This is a genomic window from Rhizobium mongolense USDA 1844 (genome assembly GCF_000419765.1).
Classification (GTDB): Bacteria; Pseudomonadota; Alphaproteobacteria; order Rhizobiales; family Rhizobiaceae; genus Rhizobium; species Rhizobium mongolense.
The window spans coordinates 12,837-30,418 of the sequence record NZ_ATTQ01000003.1 but is presented as its reverse complement, the minus strand read 5'-3'; the positions used below and the strand labels follow the sequence as shown (position 1 = coordinate 30,418).

The following is a 17,582-nucleotide window of genomic DNA, read 5'->3' as shown; positions in this document are numbered from 1 at the left end:
CAGAGGTGATGGGCATGATCAAAGCCTATTTCAACTATGCCGGAAAGCGGCTGCTGCAGGCGATCGTCGTGATCCTGCTGTCTTATGTCTTCACCTTTGTCGTCGTCAGCATCCTACCTGGTGATCCGATCACCAATGTCCTGAACAACCCGCAGAACGGATTCACGCCGGATGAGATCAAGGAGATCATCGCTGCGCAGGGGCTGGACAAACCGATCCCCGTGCAGCTCTGGAACGCCTTTTCCGGCTTCGTGACCGGCGATCTCGGCCTGTCGATGCGGACCAACAGGGCGGTGGCGACGCTGATCGGCGAGGTTCTGCCGTCGACGCTCGTGCTTGCCTCGGCGGGCCTTGCGGTTGCGCTTTTCCTGGCGGCGATCATCGCCTACGGCACACAGTTTCTGCCTCGGCGGTTCGGCCAGGGTCTGCTGCGCGGCTTCCCCTCGCTGTTCCTGTCGGTGCCGAATTTCGTGATCGGGTTGGTGCTGATCCACCTCTTCGGTTTCCAGCTCGGCGTCTTTCGCGTCATCGAGCCCGACAGCTTCTGGGCAACGCTTTTCGCAGCGATCGCTCTCGGCATCCCGATCTCCGCGCAGATCGCCGAAGTCCTGATTGCCAATCTCGACCATGAGTCCGGCCAGGACTACGCCGCCGTCGCACGCGGACGCGGTCTTGGTCAGATGCGGCTCTTCGTCATGCACCTGCTGAAGCCGTCATCGCTGCCGGTCATCACCGTCGTCGCTCTGACGGTCGGCGAATTGCTCGGAGGGTCACTGATCACCGAGACGGTGTTTGGCCGAAACGGGCTTGGCAGCCTGGTACAGCGGTCGGTCAGCACCCAGGACCTGCCGGTCCTACAGGCGGTCGTTTCGCTCGCCGCGGTGGTCTTTGTCGTCGTCAACCTGATCGCCGACCTGACCTACCCGCTGCTCGATCCCCGCGTAAAGCTTCTCGGCACGCAGCAGCGTCGCCCGACGACCGCTGATGACAGCTCTCTCCCGATCTCCAAGGCGGTGACCCCATGACGCTCGCCTCTATTTCGTCCACACCGCGTGCGACGCTGGTCGGCCGTCTGACGGGCCTGCGTGTGCCGCCCGTCGTAATCCTCTCGTTCCTGGTCGTCGCTCTGGCGATCGCCTGGTCCTTGGCGCCTGGCCTCTTCATAAGCTACGATCCAGTGAACGGCACTCCCGCCCAGAAGCTGCTTGGCCCAAGTGCGGCGCACTGGTTCGGCACCGATCATCTCGGCCGCGACCTCTATGCCAGGATTGTCTATGGCACAGCCTCATCGGTAGCCAGCGCGCTGATCGCGGTCGTGATCGGCGTTGTCGCCGGCGGAATTATGGGACTGCTGGCCGGCTTCTTCGGCGGCTGGGTGGACACGGTCTTTGCCCGCCTCGTCGATGTCTTGCTGGCAATCCCCAAATTCCTGCTGGCGGTGATCGTCGTCACCGCGATCGGTTTCGACACGACGAATGCGGCAATCGCGACGGGCGTCTCGGCCGTCGCTCTTTTTGCCCGGGTGATGCGCTCCGAAGTCATCAAGACGAGGCAGGCAACCTTCGTCGAATCGTCCTTCCTTCTCGGCGGCTCCCGTTGGCACATTCTGTGGCGCCACGTGCTTCCGAACGCATCGCGATCGGTGCTGCCGCTTGCCGTCCTGCAGTTCGGCGATTCCATCCTGGTGATCGCCAGCCTTGCCTTCCTTGGCTACGGCGACCCGCCACCTGCTTCCGATTGGGGCCTGCTGATCTCGATCGGCAAGGATTACCTCAAATGGCCCTGGCTGGTTTACGCCCCGGCCCTCGTCACGATCGCAACCGTTCTCTCTCTAAACAGGATCAGCCGATGGCTCCGCAAGACAGACTGACCACGTTTTTGAATCGTCCATCGTCCCCATTGCTGCGGACTGAAGGATTGTCGGTCGCCTACGGCACCCACAGGGTCGTGACCAATGTCGGCTTCGAGCTTGGACGCGGCAAAAGTCTCGCGCTGATCGGCGAATCCGGATCGGGCAAATCGACCATCGCCCGCGCCGTCCTGCGGCTGCTTCCCGGAACGGGACGCGCCGCGGGCCGCGTCGAATTCGATGGCCAGGAGCTTCTGGGGCTTCCGGAGCGCCGCTTCCGCCCGTTCAGGGGACGCAGGATCGGCTTCGTGCCGCAGGATCCGGGCAACTCCCTGAACCCGGTTCGCGCCATCGGCGCGCAGGCAATGGAAGCTACCGCACTTCTGGACGAACCGGACAAGGCGCTTCGCAAGGCACTCGTTCTGGAGACATTCGCGCAGGTCGGGCTCGACAATCCGCAGCGCGTCTATGACTCCTACCCCCATCAACTTTCCGGCGGCATGCTCCAGCGCGTGCTGATCGGTCTCGCCGTTCTGCCGCGACCCTCGCTGCTGGTCGCAGACGAGCCGACATCCGCACTCGATGTGACGATCCAGAAGCGTATTCTCGACCTCTTGTCGAAGTTACAGGAGGAGCTGCAGATTGGCCTTCTCCTGATCACCCATGACCTGGCGATTGCAGCCGAACGCGCGGATTCCATTGTGGTCCTCAAGGACGGCGCCATCCAGGAAGCCGGCAGTACCGCTACGGCATTCTCCGCCCCTTCCTCATCCTACGCCAGAAAGCTCCATGGCGATGTGCCGGCACTCAACCCGGACCGGTACCGGTCGTTGCGAGAGCCTGGCTTCCGGCATCTCGGCGCCAGGCGCGAAAAGACACCGAAGATCGAGGTCAGCGGCGTAACGAAGAACTTCACCGTCGACGGCAAGGTTCTGACCGCCGTCAACGACGTCTCGTTCGAGGTTCAGGCGGGAACGACGCATGCGCTGGTCGGTGAATCCGGATCTGGGAAGACAACGGCGATCCGGCTTCTGCTGGGGCTGGAGCAACCCGATACCGGGAGGATCGCTGTCGGCGGCGAACAGGTGAATGGTCGGTCACCGGAGCAGCTGCGCTCTGTCTGGCGGCACCTGCAGCTCGTCTACCAGAACCCGTTCACATCGCTCGATCCGACCTGGAACGTCGAGAAAATCGTGCGCGAGCCGCTGGACCGCTTCAAGGTCGGGACACATCAGGAGCGGGCATTCGCGGTGCGCAAGGCGTTCGCAGATGTCGGGCTGGGGGAGCATCTCTTGTCCCGCAAGCCCGCCGCCTTGTCTGGCGGCCAGCGCCAGCGCGTTGCCATCGCCCGGTCGCTTGTCCTGAAACCTGATGTGATCGTCCTTGACGAGCCTACCTCGGCGCTCGACGTCAGCGTTCAGGCCGATATCGTCGAAGTGCTGCTGTCGCTGCAGGTCAAGCTCGGCCTCACCTACATCTTCGTCTCGCATGATCTGGCTCTCGTGCGCCAGCTTGCCCACACGGTCTCTGTCATGCAGCGCGGACGCATCGTCGAGCACGGCACCGTCGGAGAGATCTTCGACACCCCCCGCCAGCCCTACACCCGCTCGCTGCTGGAATCGATCCCATCAGGTGCCGTGCGTTTTGCGCGCACCCAGCCCCTGCAGCAGCGGCAGATCTTCAATGAGGAAAAGATCGCATGACCGTCGTCGCCCCCGCCCCGGCACCGTCCGCGTCATTCCGTCCGAAGAAGCGGCTCGGATTCAACACGCGCGTCTCGTTCAACGATGAAACCGGTCCAGCCCATGGCTTGCGGGAGGGCATCGAGCTTTTCAAGGCGGCCGAACGTCTGGGCTACCAGTCAGGCTGGGCCTATCAGCGGCATTTCGACCACTATCTATCCTCGCCGCTGCCCTTCTTTGCCGCGGCGGGCCAGCATACCAGTCATATCGTGCTGGGCTCGGCCGTCATTCCGATGCGTTATCAGGATCCCATCCTGCTGGCGGAAGCCGCAGGCACGACCGACCTGCTGATCGGCGGTAGATTGGAACTGGCGATCTCGACCAGCGCCAACGCAGCCTTCGATGCCGTCTTCGGTACGGTCGAGACCGACGCCAGGACGGAAGCCAAACGCCGTCAGGCGCGTTTTCTGTCCGCGATCTCCGGCGAGGTTCTGCACACGGTCGCAGAACCAGGCCAAGGTGCCGCGGAAGGCAGCCAACTGAGGGTGACACCGCACAGCCCGACCCTTCGCTCGCGCATCCGTCAAGGTTCCGCCAGCCTCGGGTCAGCTATCCAGGCCGCCGAACTCGGCATCGGGCTGATCGCCGGAACCGTACAGCACGACCACGCCGAGGGTGAGAGCTTCGGAAACTATCAGGCCCGTTGCATCGAGGCTTTCCGGGCCACCTGGCGAAAGCAGCGGACAAGCGGGCCGCCGCCTGTCGCCGTGGCAGCGTCGATCCTGGTCGGCACGACGCCAGATCTTCGCGAGAGATACGCAGCCTATGATCTCGAGCGCCGTACCCAGGGCATAGCCGCATCGCGGCCGAAGGGCGCTCTCGAACCGAGCTCGCGGACCAACCAGCCGCCGGGAAGCCAGATCTCGCCGGTCTTCCACGGCACACCGGACCAGGTAATCGAAGCAGTGCTGAGTGATCCCGGGCTCGCCGCGGCCGACGAGATCGTTCTCTTCCTGCCACCGGCATTCCGCCTCGCCGAGAACATCCAGCTGCTGACCGACCTTGCCGGGACTATCGCCCCGAGCCTTGGCTGGTCGCCTGACTGGTAGAACCTCCACTGGAATTTGAACGCCGGCAGCCGCCAATAGAGATATTTTCTATAGTTTCACTAGAAATAGAAAGACCTGTCTTCCTTAGCCTTTGTCTGCCGCCTAACTTTCGACCACCATCGACATTCAGAGGAGCTCCCATGTCCGCGGAATTCATCAGCGTCAGCTTTCCCAACGCCTCGAACGATCTCAATCCCATCCCGGACGCCCCGGTCGATCCCCGCTATCTTGAGCGATACTCGCGCGCCCTCGACGACTACGGTTTCAACTATACGCTGATCCCATACTCCTCCTCGTCCTTCGACCCTTTCACGATCGGCGCCACGGTTCTCGCGCACACGAAGAACATCAAGATCATCGTCGCGCTGCGGCCCAACACCGTTTACCCGACGGTCGCGGCCAAATCGCTTGCCACCCTTGACCAGCTGAGCGGCGGACGCGTCGTCGTCCACTTCATTGCCGGCGGCAGCGATGACGAGCAGGCGCGCGAGGGCGACTTCCTCAACAAGGAACAGCGCTACGAGCGGCAGGAAGAGTATATCCGGATCCTGCGCCTTGCATGGACCTCGACCGAGCCCTTCGATTTCGATGGCAAATACTACCAGTTCAAGCAATTCCGCAGTGCTGTGCGCCCGACAAACGGTCTGATCCCGATTTCGCTCGGTGGCTCATCGGATGCGGCCTATCGCATCGGCGGTTCGCTCTGCGATATCTTCGGGCTCTGGGGCGAGCCTCTGGCGGAAACCAAACAGCAGATCGATCGCATCTATGCGGAAGCCGCAAAGGCAGGCCGGACGGACCGCCCGCGCATCTGGGTGACGTTCCGGCCGATTGTGGCCGAAACGGACGAGCTTGCCTGGGAAAAGGCGCATAAAGTTCTGGATCGCCTGAATGAGAACCGCCAGAAGGGCCTCCACCGCGCGCCGATCAACGCCGCGCCGCCCGCCAATGTCGGCTCGCAGCGGCTGCTCGACATCGCCAAGCGCGGCGACGTGCATGACCGGGCGCTGTGGTATCCAACCGTCACCGCCACCAATGCCTCCGGCGCAACGACCGCGCTCGTCGGCTCGCCTCGCACCATCGCCGATTCCATTCTCGACTACATCGATCTCGGCGCCGACCTGATCTCGATCCGCGGCTACGACAATTACAACGACGCCGTCGACTACGGCCGCTACATCCTGCCGCTCGTGCGTGAAGGCATACGCGAGCGGGAAGAGGCGAAGAAGAAGGCCGCAGCCTGATGATCGCGCGCGACACGGCTTTCGATCCAAGCCTGCTGAGCGCGACGACGCGCGCTCTTGCGGACGCAGCTCCCGAGGCGGACCGGACGGGGGATTTTCCCTGGACGGGCATCCGTGCGGTTCATCAAAGCGGCCTGCTCGAAAGCACTGTCGCGACGAGATATGGCGGCGCCGGCGCAAGCCTCTACGAGGCCGCGACGATACTTGCAGCACTCGGGCGGGGTGATCCGTCGGTCGCGCTGATCAGCGCCATGACGATCTTCAACCACCTCGGTCAGGCGACGAAGAGCCATTGGCCTGACGACCTCTACAAAGTCCTGCTTAAGCAGGCCAAGCAGCATCCGCTGCTGCTCAACGCCGCGCGTGTCGAACCGGAACTCGGCTCGCCCGCCCGCGGCGGCCTGCCGGCGACGGTTGCCCGGCGTACCGCCTCCAGCTGGTCGATCACCGGCCGCAAACGCTTCGTCACCGGAGCACACGGCCTGACCCATTTCCTGGTCTGGGCGCACACCGATGAAACGCCGGCCCGCGTCGGAACATTCGTCGTTCCGAACAGGCTCCCGGGCATTCGCGTCATCGAGAACTGGAACAGCCTTGGCATGCGCGCCTCCGGCTCTCACGATGTCGAATATACCGATGTCGAAATCCCACTCGAGAATGTCATTGATCTGGTCGATCCATCCGTTGCACAGCAGGACAACCGCGCCCACGCGGCAATCACGCTGGCGCTGACCGCGCTCTATCTTGGGGTGGCCGAAGCGGCTCAGGAGGCGTTCATCCGCTTTGCTCACGAGCGTGTTCCAACCAACCTTGGCCATCCGATTGCCCGCACGGAACGCTTCGTAACACTTTCCGGCGAAATCGACCTCCTCGTCTCCGGCGCCCGGCAGATCATTTTCGATGCGCTGAAGGACAAGCAAGCCGAGGCCGAAAAGCACATCAGGGCCCGGCTGATTGCCGGCCGGCAGCTGCGCGACGCGGTGCAGATCGCCGTGCGCGGCATCGGCAACCCCGGCCTCGGGAACGAACTGGGGCTCGAGCGCCATTTCCGGGACATTCAGTCGGTGCTTGTCCATGCCCCGCAGGAAGACACGTCCATTTCGATTCTCGGGCGCGCCGCCTTCGAACGTTGGAAGAGCGAAAAGGACACGCCATTGGCTCCTCCGGTCAATCTCACCGTACTGAAGACGGCCTGATCATGACGCTACATCATCATCGGCGCCGGCGCAGTCGGCGCGAGCCTTGCGGCCGAATTCGAAACGCACGGCGTCCCCCCAGATTGCCCATATCGCCGCTCACGGTCTCTCGTATCACCGGCCGGGCGGACACCGCGTGATCAGGCTCCACACCGCCGATACGGCCACGCCGCCGGCGCTACATCCGGGCGATATTCTGGTCCTTGCGGTCAAGGCGCGGGATGTCGAATCGGCCACAGAATTCTGGGCCTGGCGGCAGGTTGAGGGTGCAGGCTTCGCATCGTCCAACTGTATTGTCTGTCCATGGCAAGACCGTCCCTCAAAGAAAAAATCATCGCATCCGGTGTCGCGACGCTTCACAAGCGCGGCTTCGCGGCCGCCGGTATTCGCGAGATCACCGGCGAAGCGGGCGTTCCGCAGGGCTGCTTCACGAACCACTTCAGGTCCAAGGAAGCATTCGCCGTCGTAGTCCTTGACCGCTATCATCAGCGAATCCTAGCCATCATGGATTCGACGCTGCGCGATCAGAGCCGCCAGCCCAAAGAACGGCTGCGAGCGTATTTCGTCGCGATCGCAGAATGGCTTGAGGATGCTGGCTGGAGATACGGATGCCTTGTCGGCAACATGAGTCTGGAAGTGCCGGAGCACAGTGACGTGCTGCGCAGGCATCTCACTGAAATTTGCCGTTCGCTCACGGATGCCTTCGCCGAGACAGTCCGCGCCGCACAGGCCGCAGGTGAGGTCAGGAGCGATCTCGATGCAGATGATGTGGGGACATTCCTGCTCGCATCATGGGAGGGAGCGATGATGCGCATGAAAGTCGAGCGCAGCCCGAGCCGATCAATCAGTTCAAACGTGTTCTGTTCGCAACCGTGTTTACAGACGAAAGTGAGTGGCAGATACCGTGTTGACGCGGTTCGACGAGAAGCAGGAAATTCGGATCGCTGCTGCGCAGCAGGTTGAGGGTGCGCGCAGCCGCGGCCGTTATCGTGATGTCGCCCCGCTCGTTCCGGCGTACGCCGATCCCGAATGAGGGGTGGCCATCGATGATGTCGAACCGGATGCCTGGACATAGCCATCATCGGCTAAACCTGGGCCATGCCCCCGTCGACGCACAATTCTGCGCCGGTGATGAAGCCGCTCTCATCGCTGGCGAGGAATAGCGTAGCAGCGGCCACCTCCTCGGGGCGACCCAATCGGCCCAAGGGAATCAGTTGCGTCAAAGCTTCTCGTACCTCGTTCGACGCAGCATCGAACATGGCGGTGGCGGTCGGGCCGGGGCTGACAACGTTGACGCGTATTCCCCGCTCGGCCAGCTCATTTGCCCAAGTGCGCGTTAACGCCCGAACCGCGGCCTTGCTGGCGCCGTATACGCCGTAGCCCTTTGTCCCGATAAAGCCGGCGATAGAGCCGATCAGCACTACTGCTCCGCCTCTAGGCATCAACTCGACAGCGCCTTGCATTGCGAATATGAGCGATTTGACATTGATGCCGAATGTCCGGTCCAAATGACCTTTAGTGATGTTCCCGAGCGTCGCGTTTTCCGAAATTCCCGCGTTAACCACCAAGATATCGATTCTCCTACGCTCTGCTCTTATCGCGGCAAATATCCGTTCCATCTCAACTAAATCGCCGGCGTCCGCCTTTATGGCGTGAATCACACCGGCAGCCGGCTCCACCGGCCTTTTCTTCTCGACCGCCGATCGCCCCGTCGCATACACCTCCGCGCCCTGCCTGGCGAAGCGTTCGGCAACCGCGCCTCCGATCCCGCTGTTTCCTCCGACAACCAATGCAATCTTGTTGGACAAGCTGTACATGTGCGCCTCTTTTTTCAAAAATGTTGCACGTTAGATATATATTTTATATCTACGGTCAATTACGCACTATATATAGCGTAGATATCATGGAGTATATCGATGGCCGAATTCGCAAACGAAGCCCTGATCGATGCCCGGAAGACACGGCCAATCCTGGAGAACATTGCCAATAAATGGTCTGTGCTCATTCTCACCGTCCTCTGCTCAAAGCCCTCACGATTTAACGAAATTATGCGGCGTCTGGACGGCATCACGCACAAGGCATTGGCTGAGGCTTTGAAACGACTCGAACGAAACGGCCTGATCAAACGAGAGGTATTACCAACCAGCCCTGTCGGGGTTGAGTACACAATCACGCCTCTTGGTCGATCACTACAGGCACCCTTCGAGGCGCTGTATTGCTGGGCTCTCGCGCATGGGGCTGAAGTAGAAACTGCACAGGCTGACTACGATCGGCGCCAACCGGGATAACCTAGACGCAAGTTTCCATTATGGAGTGTCCATCTGAACTCGCAGAATCCCAAAACCACCGCTACAGCTTAGGAACCAGCTACAGGCGTCGCAAGGGTACCGTCATGAACGGTCCGGAGGGGAATCGAACCAATTTTGCCTGATCCGTGCAGGGCAAAGAAATCAACCGCGGCGTTAGGGCCGGCGCCGGGCACGGTCCGGGCGGCCAATCGTATAACGGCCACGAGTCACCATGGTACGGGTCGCGTTTCAGATGAAAAGTTTGCTTGCCCGCGATATTGACGGGGCGAGCACCCAATAACCCGTTTGAACGCCTTGCTGAACGCACTCTCCGATTGGTAGCCCAGCGCTGGTGCGACAACGGAGATCGGATCGTCGCCGTTCTCAAGCCGGTTGCAAGCAAGAAGCATGCGCCATCGGGACAAATAGTCGATAGGTGTCTCGCCGACGCTTGCCTTGAAGCGCTCCGCGAAGACTGAGCGCGACATTCCCGCGGTCTCACCGAGTTCCGCCAGAGTCCAGTTTTTTGCAGGGTCGGCGTGCATGGCTCGAATTGCGCTGCTCAAATGCTTGTCAGCCAAAGCGTAGAACCATCCGGTGCCCTGATGATCCCTCGCCAGATGAATGCGGAGCGCTTGCAGTAGCATCATGTGCGCAAGGTATTGCGCCATGAGATAGCCACCCGGCTGTTGTGAACGCACTTCCTGCATCATGCGTTCGATCGACCAGCGCAGCGCGTCCCGCTCAGCCTCCTGGCTAAGGTGCACGATGGGCGGCAACATTTCCAGCAATATATCGGCGTGATTGCCGCCCACCGCAAAACGCGCACCCACAAGGGAAAAACTGCCACCTCCATTGACGGTCACCATCCCGCCAGCACGGGCGGGCGGAAAGATGGTCGAGGCCGCGACCGAAGGCAGGTTCAGGTCGCTTGCAAGCCGGAAAGAAAGTCCGCGCGGAAGCACGAAGCAGTCGCCCTGTTCGAGACGCACGATGTTACCAACACCATCCACGGCCAACCAACATCCGCCAGATAGGATCACATAGCATTTGATCTGATGGTGCTGGTCGCCGAACTGGATCGACCAGTCTCCCGTGGCGTCAAAGCCTGATGAAATGGTGCTCGAGGGTTTGAGCAGGCTGAGGAACTCGGAGAGGGGATCCATGGCATTTCCGGACGATCGCGACGATAATCGCGACGATAGAGCATGGAGCGTCCGCCGACAATGCCTTACTTATCTTATGAGTTGGCGTTGACCATCAAAGCCACACGGTCCCGCGAAGACATCAGGAGGATGCCATGATTGTAGTCACTGCCCCCACGGGCGATATCGGCCACCAGGTCGTCGAAAATCTGCTCGAGCACGGCGCCTCAGTCCGCGTTATCGTCCGTGATCCTTCAAGGTTGCCGGATGTCATTCATAACAAGGTCGAGGTAGTTCAGGGCTCCCACGCAGACGCCGATACCGTGAACCGCGCATTTGAAGGTGCGGAGGCCGTGTTCTGGCTGGTGCCAGCGGACGCGAAAGCGGAAAGCGTCATGGCCGCCTATGTGGATTTCTCACGCCCGGCCGCGGCTGCCATGAAGGCCAACGGAGTGAAGCGAGTCGTCGGCATCACTGCGCTCGGCCGAACCACGCCCCTCGCCGACAATGCCGGCTATGTGACCGGATCGCTGGCGATGGACGACCTGATCGCCAGCACCGGCGTCTCCTTTCGGGCGCTGACCATGCCGTCCTTCATGGATAATCTTCTCATGCAGGCCGCCTCGATCAAGAATCAGGGTATGTTTTTCTCGCCGATTTCTGGCGATTTGAAACTACCCAGCTGCGCCACCCGCGACATTGCAACCGTGGCGACCCGCTTGCTGCTGGACGAGAGCTCGAGCGGCCAGGAAGAGGTGGCGGTTCTTGGGCCGGAGAACATTTCCTTCAACGACATGGCGGAGATCATGTCGGGCGCTCTCGGCAATCCCGTACGGTTCCAGCAGCTCTCCTTGGAAGCCTACAAGACCCGCTTCCTTCAGTTCGGCTTCTCCGAGGCGATGGCACGGGGCATGACCGACATGGCCGATGCCAAGAACCGGGGCCTCGACCTCGGCATCGAAAGAACGCCTGAGAACACCACCCCGACCAGCTTCCGCGAATGGTGCGAAGAAGTCCTGCGACCGGCGCTCTTGGGCTGACCTTCAAGGAAAATGACATCATGCAGATGACAGGCAATATCATCCTCATTACCGGTGGCACCAGCGACATCGGTCGAGGCCTCGCCGAAGCCTTTCACAGGTTCGACAACCAGGTCCTCATCGCCGGCCGCCGCCAAAGCCGCCTCGATGAGATCACTGAAGCCAATCCCGGAATGCTCGCCTTTCAACTCGACGTGCGGGACCCGGTCGCGATCGAAGCCTTCGCGGCTCGCATCCGCGATAAGGTCCCGGAGCTGAATGTCCTCGTGAACAATGCAGGCATCTCGCGGCCCGAGAGCCTAGCGGGCCGAGCCCGATCTCTCTATCGCGCGCGACATCGTCGAGACCAACATCATGAGCGTGCTGCAAATGACGGTGGCTTTGCTCCCGGCACTGAAGGCGAAGCCGAATGCGGCGATCATCACGACGACCTCCGGCCTCGCCTTCGTGCCCCGTAACAACTTTCCGACCTATTGCGCCAGCAAGGTGTTCCTGCATTCCTGGCTGCAATCACTGCGCGTCCAGCTTCGCGGTTCGTCCGTCAACGTGCTCGAACTGGCCCCGCCGTATGTTCAAACGGAACTAAGCGGCCCGCATCAGCTTAGCGATCCTCATGCCATGCCGCTTGCCGCCTACATCACCGAAGTGACGCAACTTCTTGCCGATCCCAATCCGCCTGGCGGCGAAATCCTTGTCGAGCGCGTCAGGTGAGAACGCTTTGCCGAAAGGGATGGCGGACTATGCGCGGCGTTTTGCGATCTTCAACGGGCCTTAAGCCATAGCCACCGCTCAAAGCGAGTCATCCCGAATATTGAATGCAAGAAAGGACATCGCGCTTTCTGCAGGCGTGGCGCGATCGAGCGAACTCTATCCCACTCTTTTAGGAAGACAGAAAAGAAGGAAGATACTCATGAGCAAAGTCCAAAATCAGCCAACCGCGGTTCACCGCCAGACGCGTGGAAAATTCATTCTCTGGACGGTAATCGCGTCAGTCGTTGCAGCCTTCGCCGCGTGGCTTAGCGCGGCATTAGCGTTGGAGGTCTGGGTCATGTTTGCCGGGTTTATCGCATGGTTCAGCCGACCGACCTCACTGCGAAATAGCCTCGCCGCCATGCTTTGCCTGTGGCTCGGCCTTGCCATCGGCGCTGCATCCGGAGTTCTGACCGTGGCGCTTATCCCTTCGCTCGGACATCTGGCCCTGCCGTTGGTCGTCTTCCTGGTCGCCCTTTTGATTGTCGGATTGCGGACGCAGCGCGTCACCGGCAATATGCTCGCTTGGTTCCTTGGTATGGTGACGTGGTTCGCCGCCGAATTCGACATGACAGCCGGGTCTTTCCTTCACCTGACCGGTGCTACATCAATCGGCGGATTGGCTGGCTACACTTGCCAGGCACTCAACCGACGCTGGGCGGAGTGAAGGTCCGACAGTGATAATTGACCTTCTGTCGGTTTCACGGGCATCAGGATTTGATGTTCCTCTTGAAGCGGACAGCAGGCCGCCCCTGCTCTGCTATTCGCCCTTTTCGATCACCCCGCGGGGAATTTTGGCTTGGATTAAACCCGCAATGGATTCGGGATCGACCGGATGTCAGCATTCAAAGGGTAGACAGGTTTTTCGCGATGTGTCGAGGGCGAACGCGGCTCTGAAATAGGATACCGCTCGCGTTTGAGCGCCACGCCCACAATACTGGGCGCCGGAAACGTCCCCTAATTCTGGGTGTCGTCAGATACTGAGAAACCGGTGGGCGACGGGGAGTTGACTCCGTCGGACATCTTCACCGACTCATTTCGTTTAACCCCGCGGCGGCGGCACGGCATCCGGGCGGTGACCTCCTCGCAATGGACGCCGATTGTATTGTCTTGCTTCAATAGCACCTGCAGACCGCGTTGAGCTTTCGCCATCAACGGCCCCAGTTCAGCCACCGCTGGCTGAAAGATTGGACAGCTCATTGGTGAAGTGCTTGGAACTGATCATGAGATAGCCCGGCAAAGCTGAGTTCATTTCGATGATTGACGAGCCAGCTCTCCATCTCGACCACATGAAATGTTGAGAAGTATCAAAACCACAGCCCCTCTATTCGTCTCGATAGACAAGATGCTGTGGTGAGGCAAACCAGGCTCATGAACAAGGTACTAACTAACTCGCATGGTACTGTCTCGAGCTGCGAAATCAACTTCAGGCAGTAACCCGAATGGCTGTGTTTTCAAGCCTGGGTAGACCGTGCTACCACATTGCCGAGCCTCGTTCTCAGGAGGGACGATATGAGAACAGACGATAGCACTGAAAAGCAATCCTCTTCGATGGATCCCGAGCTTAAGAAGCTCGAGGCCATTCACGACCGTCATCAAGAAGAAATATGGCGCACAAAGGTGGATAGCTTTGAGAATTTACGCCGTTCATTCTCGCAGAAGCGGAGCGAGATCTTGTCATTCGAGCTGCGCGAGAAAATTCGAGCGACCATTCGGGAAGACCAGTCACAGGATCTTCGCGCCCCCGGCAATCGCTACAGATCCTTGATCGCGGCTCGAGATGCGGGCGTCGATTTGTCGGCGCTCAAGGACGTACATGACGCCACATATCGACGGGCGCGATTTGTTACGGCTAGCAATCGATTTCGTTACGCGGAAACGGTGGTCGGCAACAATCCCGACTGGTTTGCGTCGCCGCCGCCGATCATCTGGATTCCCTTGCCGGACCCCGATAAAGAGAAGGTGTTCTACCCGCCGTTCATGGGATCCTGGGACCGCTTTCAGCGAAATCAGGCGACGGGAGACGGAGTCGTCGTAACGAACGCCTCGTACCTCGACGAGACAGCGAAACTGGGCTCGAAGCTTGTCGCCAGAAACCACGACGCATCCGACGTGGATCTTATCAGCGTCGGCCGGGAAACCGGTTATCTGGTCAGGTTCAAGACCCTTCGCACGGGCATCCTGCAAGTCAAGGCAGATCTTTCTGCCCTCTATTGCCATCACAGCATCAGGACCGATGATGAATGGGGCTGGTCCGACTTTAACGCGTCGACGCGGGGGAGGTTGGTGCTGGCAGTGTTCTGGAACTGGGAGGACGTCGATCCAGCAAACGAGGTCAGCGATCAATGGTTTGTCGCGGGGCTTGATTGCAGTGGTGACGGCGAGAGCTACCCAGGCGACACCGTCCAGATGGCGCCGGGCCAACGGCGGATCGTCAATCTGTACACGAGCATGGCGTTTCCCGCCAACAAGAAGATTTGGGTTTACGTTGGGCTCGCTGACGAAATTTGGGCACTGCTCAACGACGTCAGCATCGATATCTCGATCGACTCGGCCTGGTTGCTCAACTCCATAGCCGTCCGGTCGATATAAAACGAACAGGCGGAGAGGCGACCCACTTCTATCCGGCTCGGCGGTTGGATTCAAAGCCTCTCCGCAAGTGTTTATGGCGGAATGCTGGAGAGCAAACTCTCGGACGTTCTCAAAATTAGTTCCTGGCAACGACGCTCCATGTCCTCTTCGACGTCAAGCGAACACCAAAGCAGGCGTATCGCCACGACGACCTGAACCGCCGGGCGGAGTCATTCTTTTCGCGCATCCGGAGAGTAGAGATCAAGCCAGCACAACCACATTGCCGGCCGTTGGGCGAGATCGACGCTTCGTCGACGGCCGCCGACTCTGTCGCGGCAGGCCGGGTTCGATTGCTTTTGACGAGCTCAATTGTTCGGGAGCCTCCCTCGTCATCCGAGTCGACCGAATCCACTATGAACCGGAGGTAAGTTCCGACCGCTTGGATATCGCTCCTGGCTTCGATCATGGCCGCGACGGCTTCCTCTCGCTCATGGGACGTTTCAGCAGATTGCACCCTGTCTCGCAACGTAAATGTGAAGCCTCGTTGCTAGAGGGCTGGAACGACGCGCCTGTTACGCCGTTGAAGCAGTGGAACGCGCCGTATGTCATCCTGGCCGCAAATGGCCAAACAACCGGTCCGAAAACCGGTCACGCTTTATCGATGATCTTTTTCACAGCATCCTTGGCTTTACCTTTGGCCTCCTGGGCCTCGCCCTTCATCTCCTGCATCCTGCCTTTGGCCTGCATTTCCCTGGAACCGGTTGCCTTACCGGCAGCCTGCTTGATATTGCCGGCTGCTTTATTGGCCATTCCGGAAACTTTGTCGCTTGCGCTACCCATTGGGTAGACTCCTTGAAAGCTTCATTCATTAAAAGCTAAACGGTCAACACCTTCATTGGTTCCACTTGGAAATATAGTCCAGCCTATTGAAATAATGTGACAATAGACGGCGCGCTCCGGGCATCGTCGATAGCCAACCTTGTCCCCAAACATAGTTCCGCTAACGCATGTGGTTCATGTTGCTCCAACAAACCGCGTCGAAGATTCGTCCCAAACTTTGAGGCACTCGAGCGAAGATCGTCATGCGGCTCTGACTCGAAAAAATGACCTGGCGACATTCGAATGGCACGGGACTCGGCGTTTGCAGCAACGCGTCTGCATCAATTTCCCCATGCATGTCGATCGTCATCACATTATCGCTGCGATTTAGCTCCGAGGCGACGGTCACTTTTCCGAAGATGGAACCGCTTTCACAACAGCGCGTTTTAGCGACATCCAGCGGGGCATTTCGTTGACCCTCCCGAGACAATATTATGAGAAGAATATTAATCGCCTGAGGCGATGGATGAAGAGAATAAAACAAACGCTTTCCAATGCTCAATTGCACGACTGGGACCAACCGGTCCGCGACAAGCTTCCCCGGTGACGAAACACCGAAGAACGATGATGAGGGCCTTCATTCTTCGCATTGGGATTTAGGCGGAGCGGCCACTGCAGGTGCCGGGACGTATCGTGCTTGAGGAGGCATCGATGAAGAAGTCAATCTTTTCTCGGACTGGTCCTACCAGCAAAGCGACACCGGTCGACATTTCCGATCTCACAAAAGAAGCGGGACCCTTAACCGCCGATCCGAAGCTTGTCATTTTGACGTGCCTCTTGATTCTCGCGAGTTTGACGGCGGCTTATGTCGCCGCGGAGATCTTGCTGCCAATTATTCTTTCGTTCGTGCTAAAGCTTCTGTTCCAGCCGGCAATGCGGAAACTGGAAAGGCTCCGCGTCCCCCGGCCGCTTGCGGCACTCACGGTCATTCTGACCTTATTTGGCCTTATCGTGGTTCTTGGCGCTGCCGTGTCAGGGCCGGCCTCGTCATGGGCAGGCCGTCTGCCTGAAGGTATTGAGAGGCTACAGCAACGCCTTCATTTTCTGAGCAAACCGCTTCAGACCTTCCAGGACTTCATGCATCAGATTGATGGCGGACAAGCCGATGCCGGCTTCAATTTGTCCGCTATCCTGCTCCAGGGAACGCAGCACTTTGCAAGCGGGTTTTTCGAGACCATTTTGATCCTGTTCTTTCTTTTGATCTCCGGCGACACGTTCCTGCGGCGAACGGTCGAAATCATTCCCCGGTTTAGCGACAAGCGCCAGATGGTCGCCCTGTCACAGCAGGTTGAGCAAGATATTTCTGCTTATCTTGTGACCATCACCCTTATGAACGGGTTCGTGGGCCTTGCAACCGGAACCGCAATGTGGGCAACGGGCCTGGGCGATCCGATCTTATGGGGCGTTTTGGCTTTTATCCTGAACTTTGTGCCGATCCTGGGCCCGTTCGCTGGTGTCGCCATATTCGTATTTGTCGGTCTGCTGGGCATCGATGGGACCTGGACAGCGTTTTTGCCCGCAGGGCTCTACCTATTGATCCATTTGATCGAAGGCGAAATAGTTACGCCCATGCTGCTCGCCCGGCGTTTCACGCTCAATCCAGTTCTGGTCATTTTGTCGCTGATCTTCTGGTTCTGGATGTGGGGCGTGCCCGGCGCTATCCTTGCCGTTCCCATGTTGGCAATTCTAAAGATCATCTGCGATGAGATTGCTCCGCTGAATTCGCTTGGGCATTTTTTGGAAGGATAAGCCAACAAGACGAAGTTCACGCTCCGGTTTAGCGCGCCGCCTAGCAGACCCCGGCGCGTTGGGAATGGCCGCGTTAAACT

General features: G+C 59.5%; 17 protein-coding genes and 3 pseudogenes. 16 read left to right on the top strand and 4 right to left on the bottom strand.

All coding sequences use genetic code 11. From position 1 onward, the window contains the following. Nucleotides 1–14 precede the first annotated feature (14 nt). From A3C3_RS0105775 to A3C3_RS41180, 9 genes and pseudogenes are all read left to right on the top strand, one after another. Nucleotides 15–1,025, top strand: coding sequence for an ABC transporter permease (locus A3C3_RS0105775; RefSeq protein WP_028739434.1), 1,011 nt, complete (start codon nucleotides 15–17; stop codon nucleotides 1,023–1,025). Then, nucleotides 1,022–1,870: an ABC transporter permease gene (locus tag A3C3_RS0105770; protein WP_022713670.1), complete on the top strand. Its 849-nt coding sequence runs from the start codon at nucleotides 1,022–1,024 to the stop codon at nucleotides 1,868–1,870. The genes A3C3_RS0105775 and A3C3_RS0105770 overlap by 4 nt, the downstream gene beginning before the upstream one ends. Next, nucleotides 1,849–3,552, top strand: a complete 1,704-nt coding sequence (locus A3C3_RS0105765) for an ABC transporter ATP-binding protein (RefSeq protein ID WP_028739433.1) — start codon at nucleotides 1,849–1,851, stop codon at nucleotides 3,550–3,552. The genes A3C3_RS0105770 and A3C3_RS0105765 overlap by 22 nt, the downstream gene beginning before the upstream one ends. Continuing rightward, the gene (locus tag A3C3_RS0105760) at nucleotides 3,549–4,640 is read left to right on the top strand and encodes an LLM class flavin-dependent oxidoreductase (RefSeq protein ID WP_022713668.1); all 1,092 of its coding nucleotides are present in this window, start codon (nucleotides 3,549–3,551) and stop codon (nucleotides 4,638–4,640) included. The genes A3C3_RS0105765 and A3C3_RS0105760 overlap by 4 nt, the downstream gene beginning before the upstream one ends. A gap of 140 nt (nucleotides 4,641–4,780) precedes the next feature. Continuing rightward, nucleotides 4,781–5,884: an LLM class flavin-dependent oxidoreductase gene (locus tag A3C3_RS0105755; RefSeq protein WP_022713667.1), complete on the top strand. Its 1,104-nt coding sequence runs from the start codon at nucleotides 4,781–4,783 to the stop codon at nucleotides 5,882–5,884. Continuing rightward, complete coding sequence (locus A3C3_RS0105750; protein WP_022713666.1) at nucleotides 5,884–7,080, top strand: acyl-CoA dehydrogenase family protein; 1,197 nt, start codon at nucleotides 5,884–5,886, stop codon at nucleotides 7,078–7,080. Before A3C3_RS0105755 ends, A3C3_RS0105750 begins: the two co-directional genes overlap by 1 nt. A 12-nt stretch (nucleotides 7,081–7,092) precedes the next feature. Beyond that, nucleotides 7,093–7,363 (top strand): annotated as a pseudogene (locus A3C3_RS48455) (2-dehydropantoate 2-reductase N-terminal domain-containing protein); the annotation flags it as partial. 20 nt (nucleotides 7,364–7,383) lie between these two features. Next, nucleotides 7,384–7,479, top strand: a pseudogene (locus tag A3C3_RS46690) (TetR/AcrR family transcriptional regulator); the annotation flags it as partial. A 105-nt stretch (nucleotides 7,480–7,584) separates the two neighbouring features. Further along, nucleotides 7,585–8,043, top strand: a complete 459-nt coding sequence (locus A3C3_RS41180) for a TetR family transcriptional regulator C-terminal domain-containing protein (RefSeq protein ID WP_233450603.1) — start codon at nucleotides 7,585–7,587, stop codon at nucleotides 8,041–8,043. 122 nt (nucleotides 8,044–8,165) lie between these two features. On the opposite strand, the gene A3C3_RS0105735 is transcribed toward A3C3_RS41180, so the two are convergent. Next, entirely contained in the window at nucleotides 8,166–8,897 is a 732-nt protein-coding gene (locus tag A3C3_RS0105735; protein WP_022713664.1) for an SDR family NAD(P)-dependent oxidoreductase, read from the bottom strand. A 99-nt stretch (nucleotides 8,898–8,996) separates the two neighbouring features. On the opposite strand from A3C3_RS0105735, the gene A3C3_RS0105730 reads away from it, so the two are divergent. Then, complete coding sequence (locus tag A3C3_RS0105730) at nucleotides 8,997–9,368, top strand: winged helix-turn-helix transcriptional regulator (protein ID WP_022713663.1); 372 nt, start codon at nucleotides 8,997–8,999, stop codon at nucleotides 9,366–9,368. 227 nt (nucleotides 9,369–9,595) lie between these two features. Here the strand turns inward: A3C3_RS0105730 and A3C3_RS37735 are convergent, their stop codons facing one another. Next, nucleotides 9,596–10,534 carry an AraC family transcriptional regulator gene (locus A3C3_RS37735; protein ID WP_022713662.1) on the bottom strand — a complete coding sequence of 313 codons (939 nt, stop codon included), beginning with the start codon at nucleotides 10,532–10,534 and terminating at the stop codon, nucleotides 9,596–9,598. A 134-nt stretch (nucleotides 10,535–10,668) separates the two neighbouring features. Between A3C3_RS37735 and A3C3_RS0105720 the strand changes: the two genes are divergently transcribed. The 4 genes from A3C3_RS0105720 (at nucleotide 10,669) to A3C3_RS0105710 (ending at nucleotide 12,970) form a co-directional block, all read left to right on the top strand. Then, nucleotides 10,669–11,553, top strand: a complete 885-nt coding sequence (locus tag A3C3_RS0105720) for an NmrA family NAD(P)-binding protein (protein ID WP_022713661.1) — start codon at nucleotides 10,669–10,671, stop codon at nucleotides 11,551–11,553. Then, a complete protein-coding gene (locus tag A3C3_RS47865) occupies nucleotides 11,514–12,011 on the top strand; it encodes an SDR family NAD(P)-dependent oxidoreductase (protein ID WP_342418169.1) in 498 nt (165 codons plus the stop codon). Before A3C3_RS0105720 ends, A3C3_RS47865 begins: the two co-directional genes overlap by 40 nt. Then, a complete protein-coding gene (locus A3C3_RS47860) occupies nucleotides 11,908–12,264 on the top strand; it encodes an SDR family NAD(P)-dependent oxidoreductase (RefSeq protein ID WP_280752529.1) in 357 nt (118 codons plus the stop codon). The genes A3C3_RS47865 and A3C3_RS47860 overlap by 104 nt, the downstream gene beginning before the upstream one ends. A gap of 199 nt (nucleotides 12,265–12,463) precedes the next feature. After that, nucleotides 12,464–12,970, top strand: a complete 507-nt coding sequence (locus tag A3C3_RS0105710) for a DUF1097 domain-containing protein (RefSeq protein ID WP_022713660.1) — start codon at nucleotides 12,464–12,466, stop codon at nucleotides 12,968–12,970. Between the two features lie 458 nt (nucleotides 12,971–13,428). Here the strand turns inward: A3C3_RS0105710 and A3C3_RS46685 are convergent. Continuing rightward, nucleotides 13,429–13,583, bottom strand: a pseudogene (locus tag A3C3_RS46685) (HIT family protein); the annotation flags it as partial. A gap of 232 nt (nucleotides 13,584–13,815) precedes the next feature. Between A3C3_RS46685 and A3C3_RS0105700 the strand changes: the two are divergent. Then, the gene (locus tag A3C3_RS0105700) at nucleotides 13,816–14,895 is read left to right on the top strand and encodes a hypothetical protein (RefSeq protein WP_022713659.1); all 1,080 of its coding nucleotides are present in this window, start codon (nucleotides 13,816–13,818) and stop codon (nucleotides 14,893–14,895) included. Nucleotides 14,896–15,522: 627 nt separating this feature from the next. On the opposite strand, the gene A3C3_RS0105690 is transcribed toward A3C3_RS0105700, so the two are convergent. After that, nucleotides 15,523–15,714, bottom strand: a complete 192-nt coding sequence (locus tag A3C3_RS0105690) for a CsbD family protein (protein ID WP_022713657.1) — start codon at nucleotides 15,712–15,714, stop codon at nucleotides 15,523–15,525. A gap of 690 nt (nucleotides 15,715–16,404) precedes the next feature. Between A3C3_RS0105690 and A3C3_RS0105680 the strand changes: the two genes are divergently transcribed. Next, nucleotides 16,405–17,502 carry an AI-2E family transporter gene (locus A3C3_RS0105680; protein ID WP_022713655.1) on the top strand — a complete coding sequence of 366 codons (1,098 nt, stop codon included), beginning with the start codon at nucleotides 16,405–16,407 and terminating at the stop codon, nucleotides 17,500–17,502. Nucleotides 17,503–17,582: the final 80 nt, after the last annotated feature.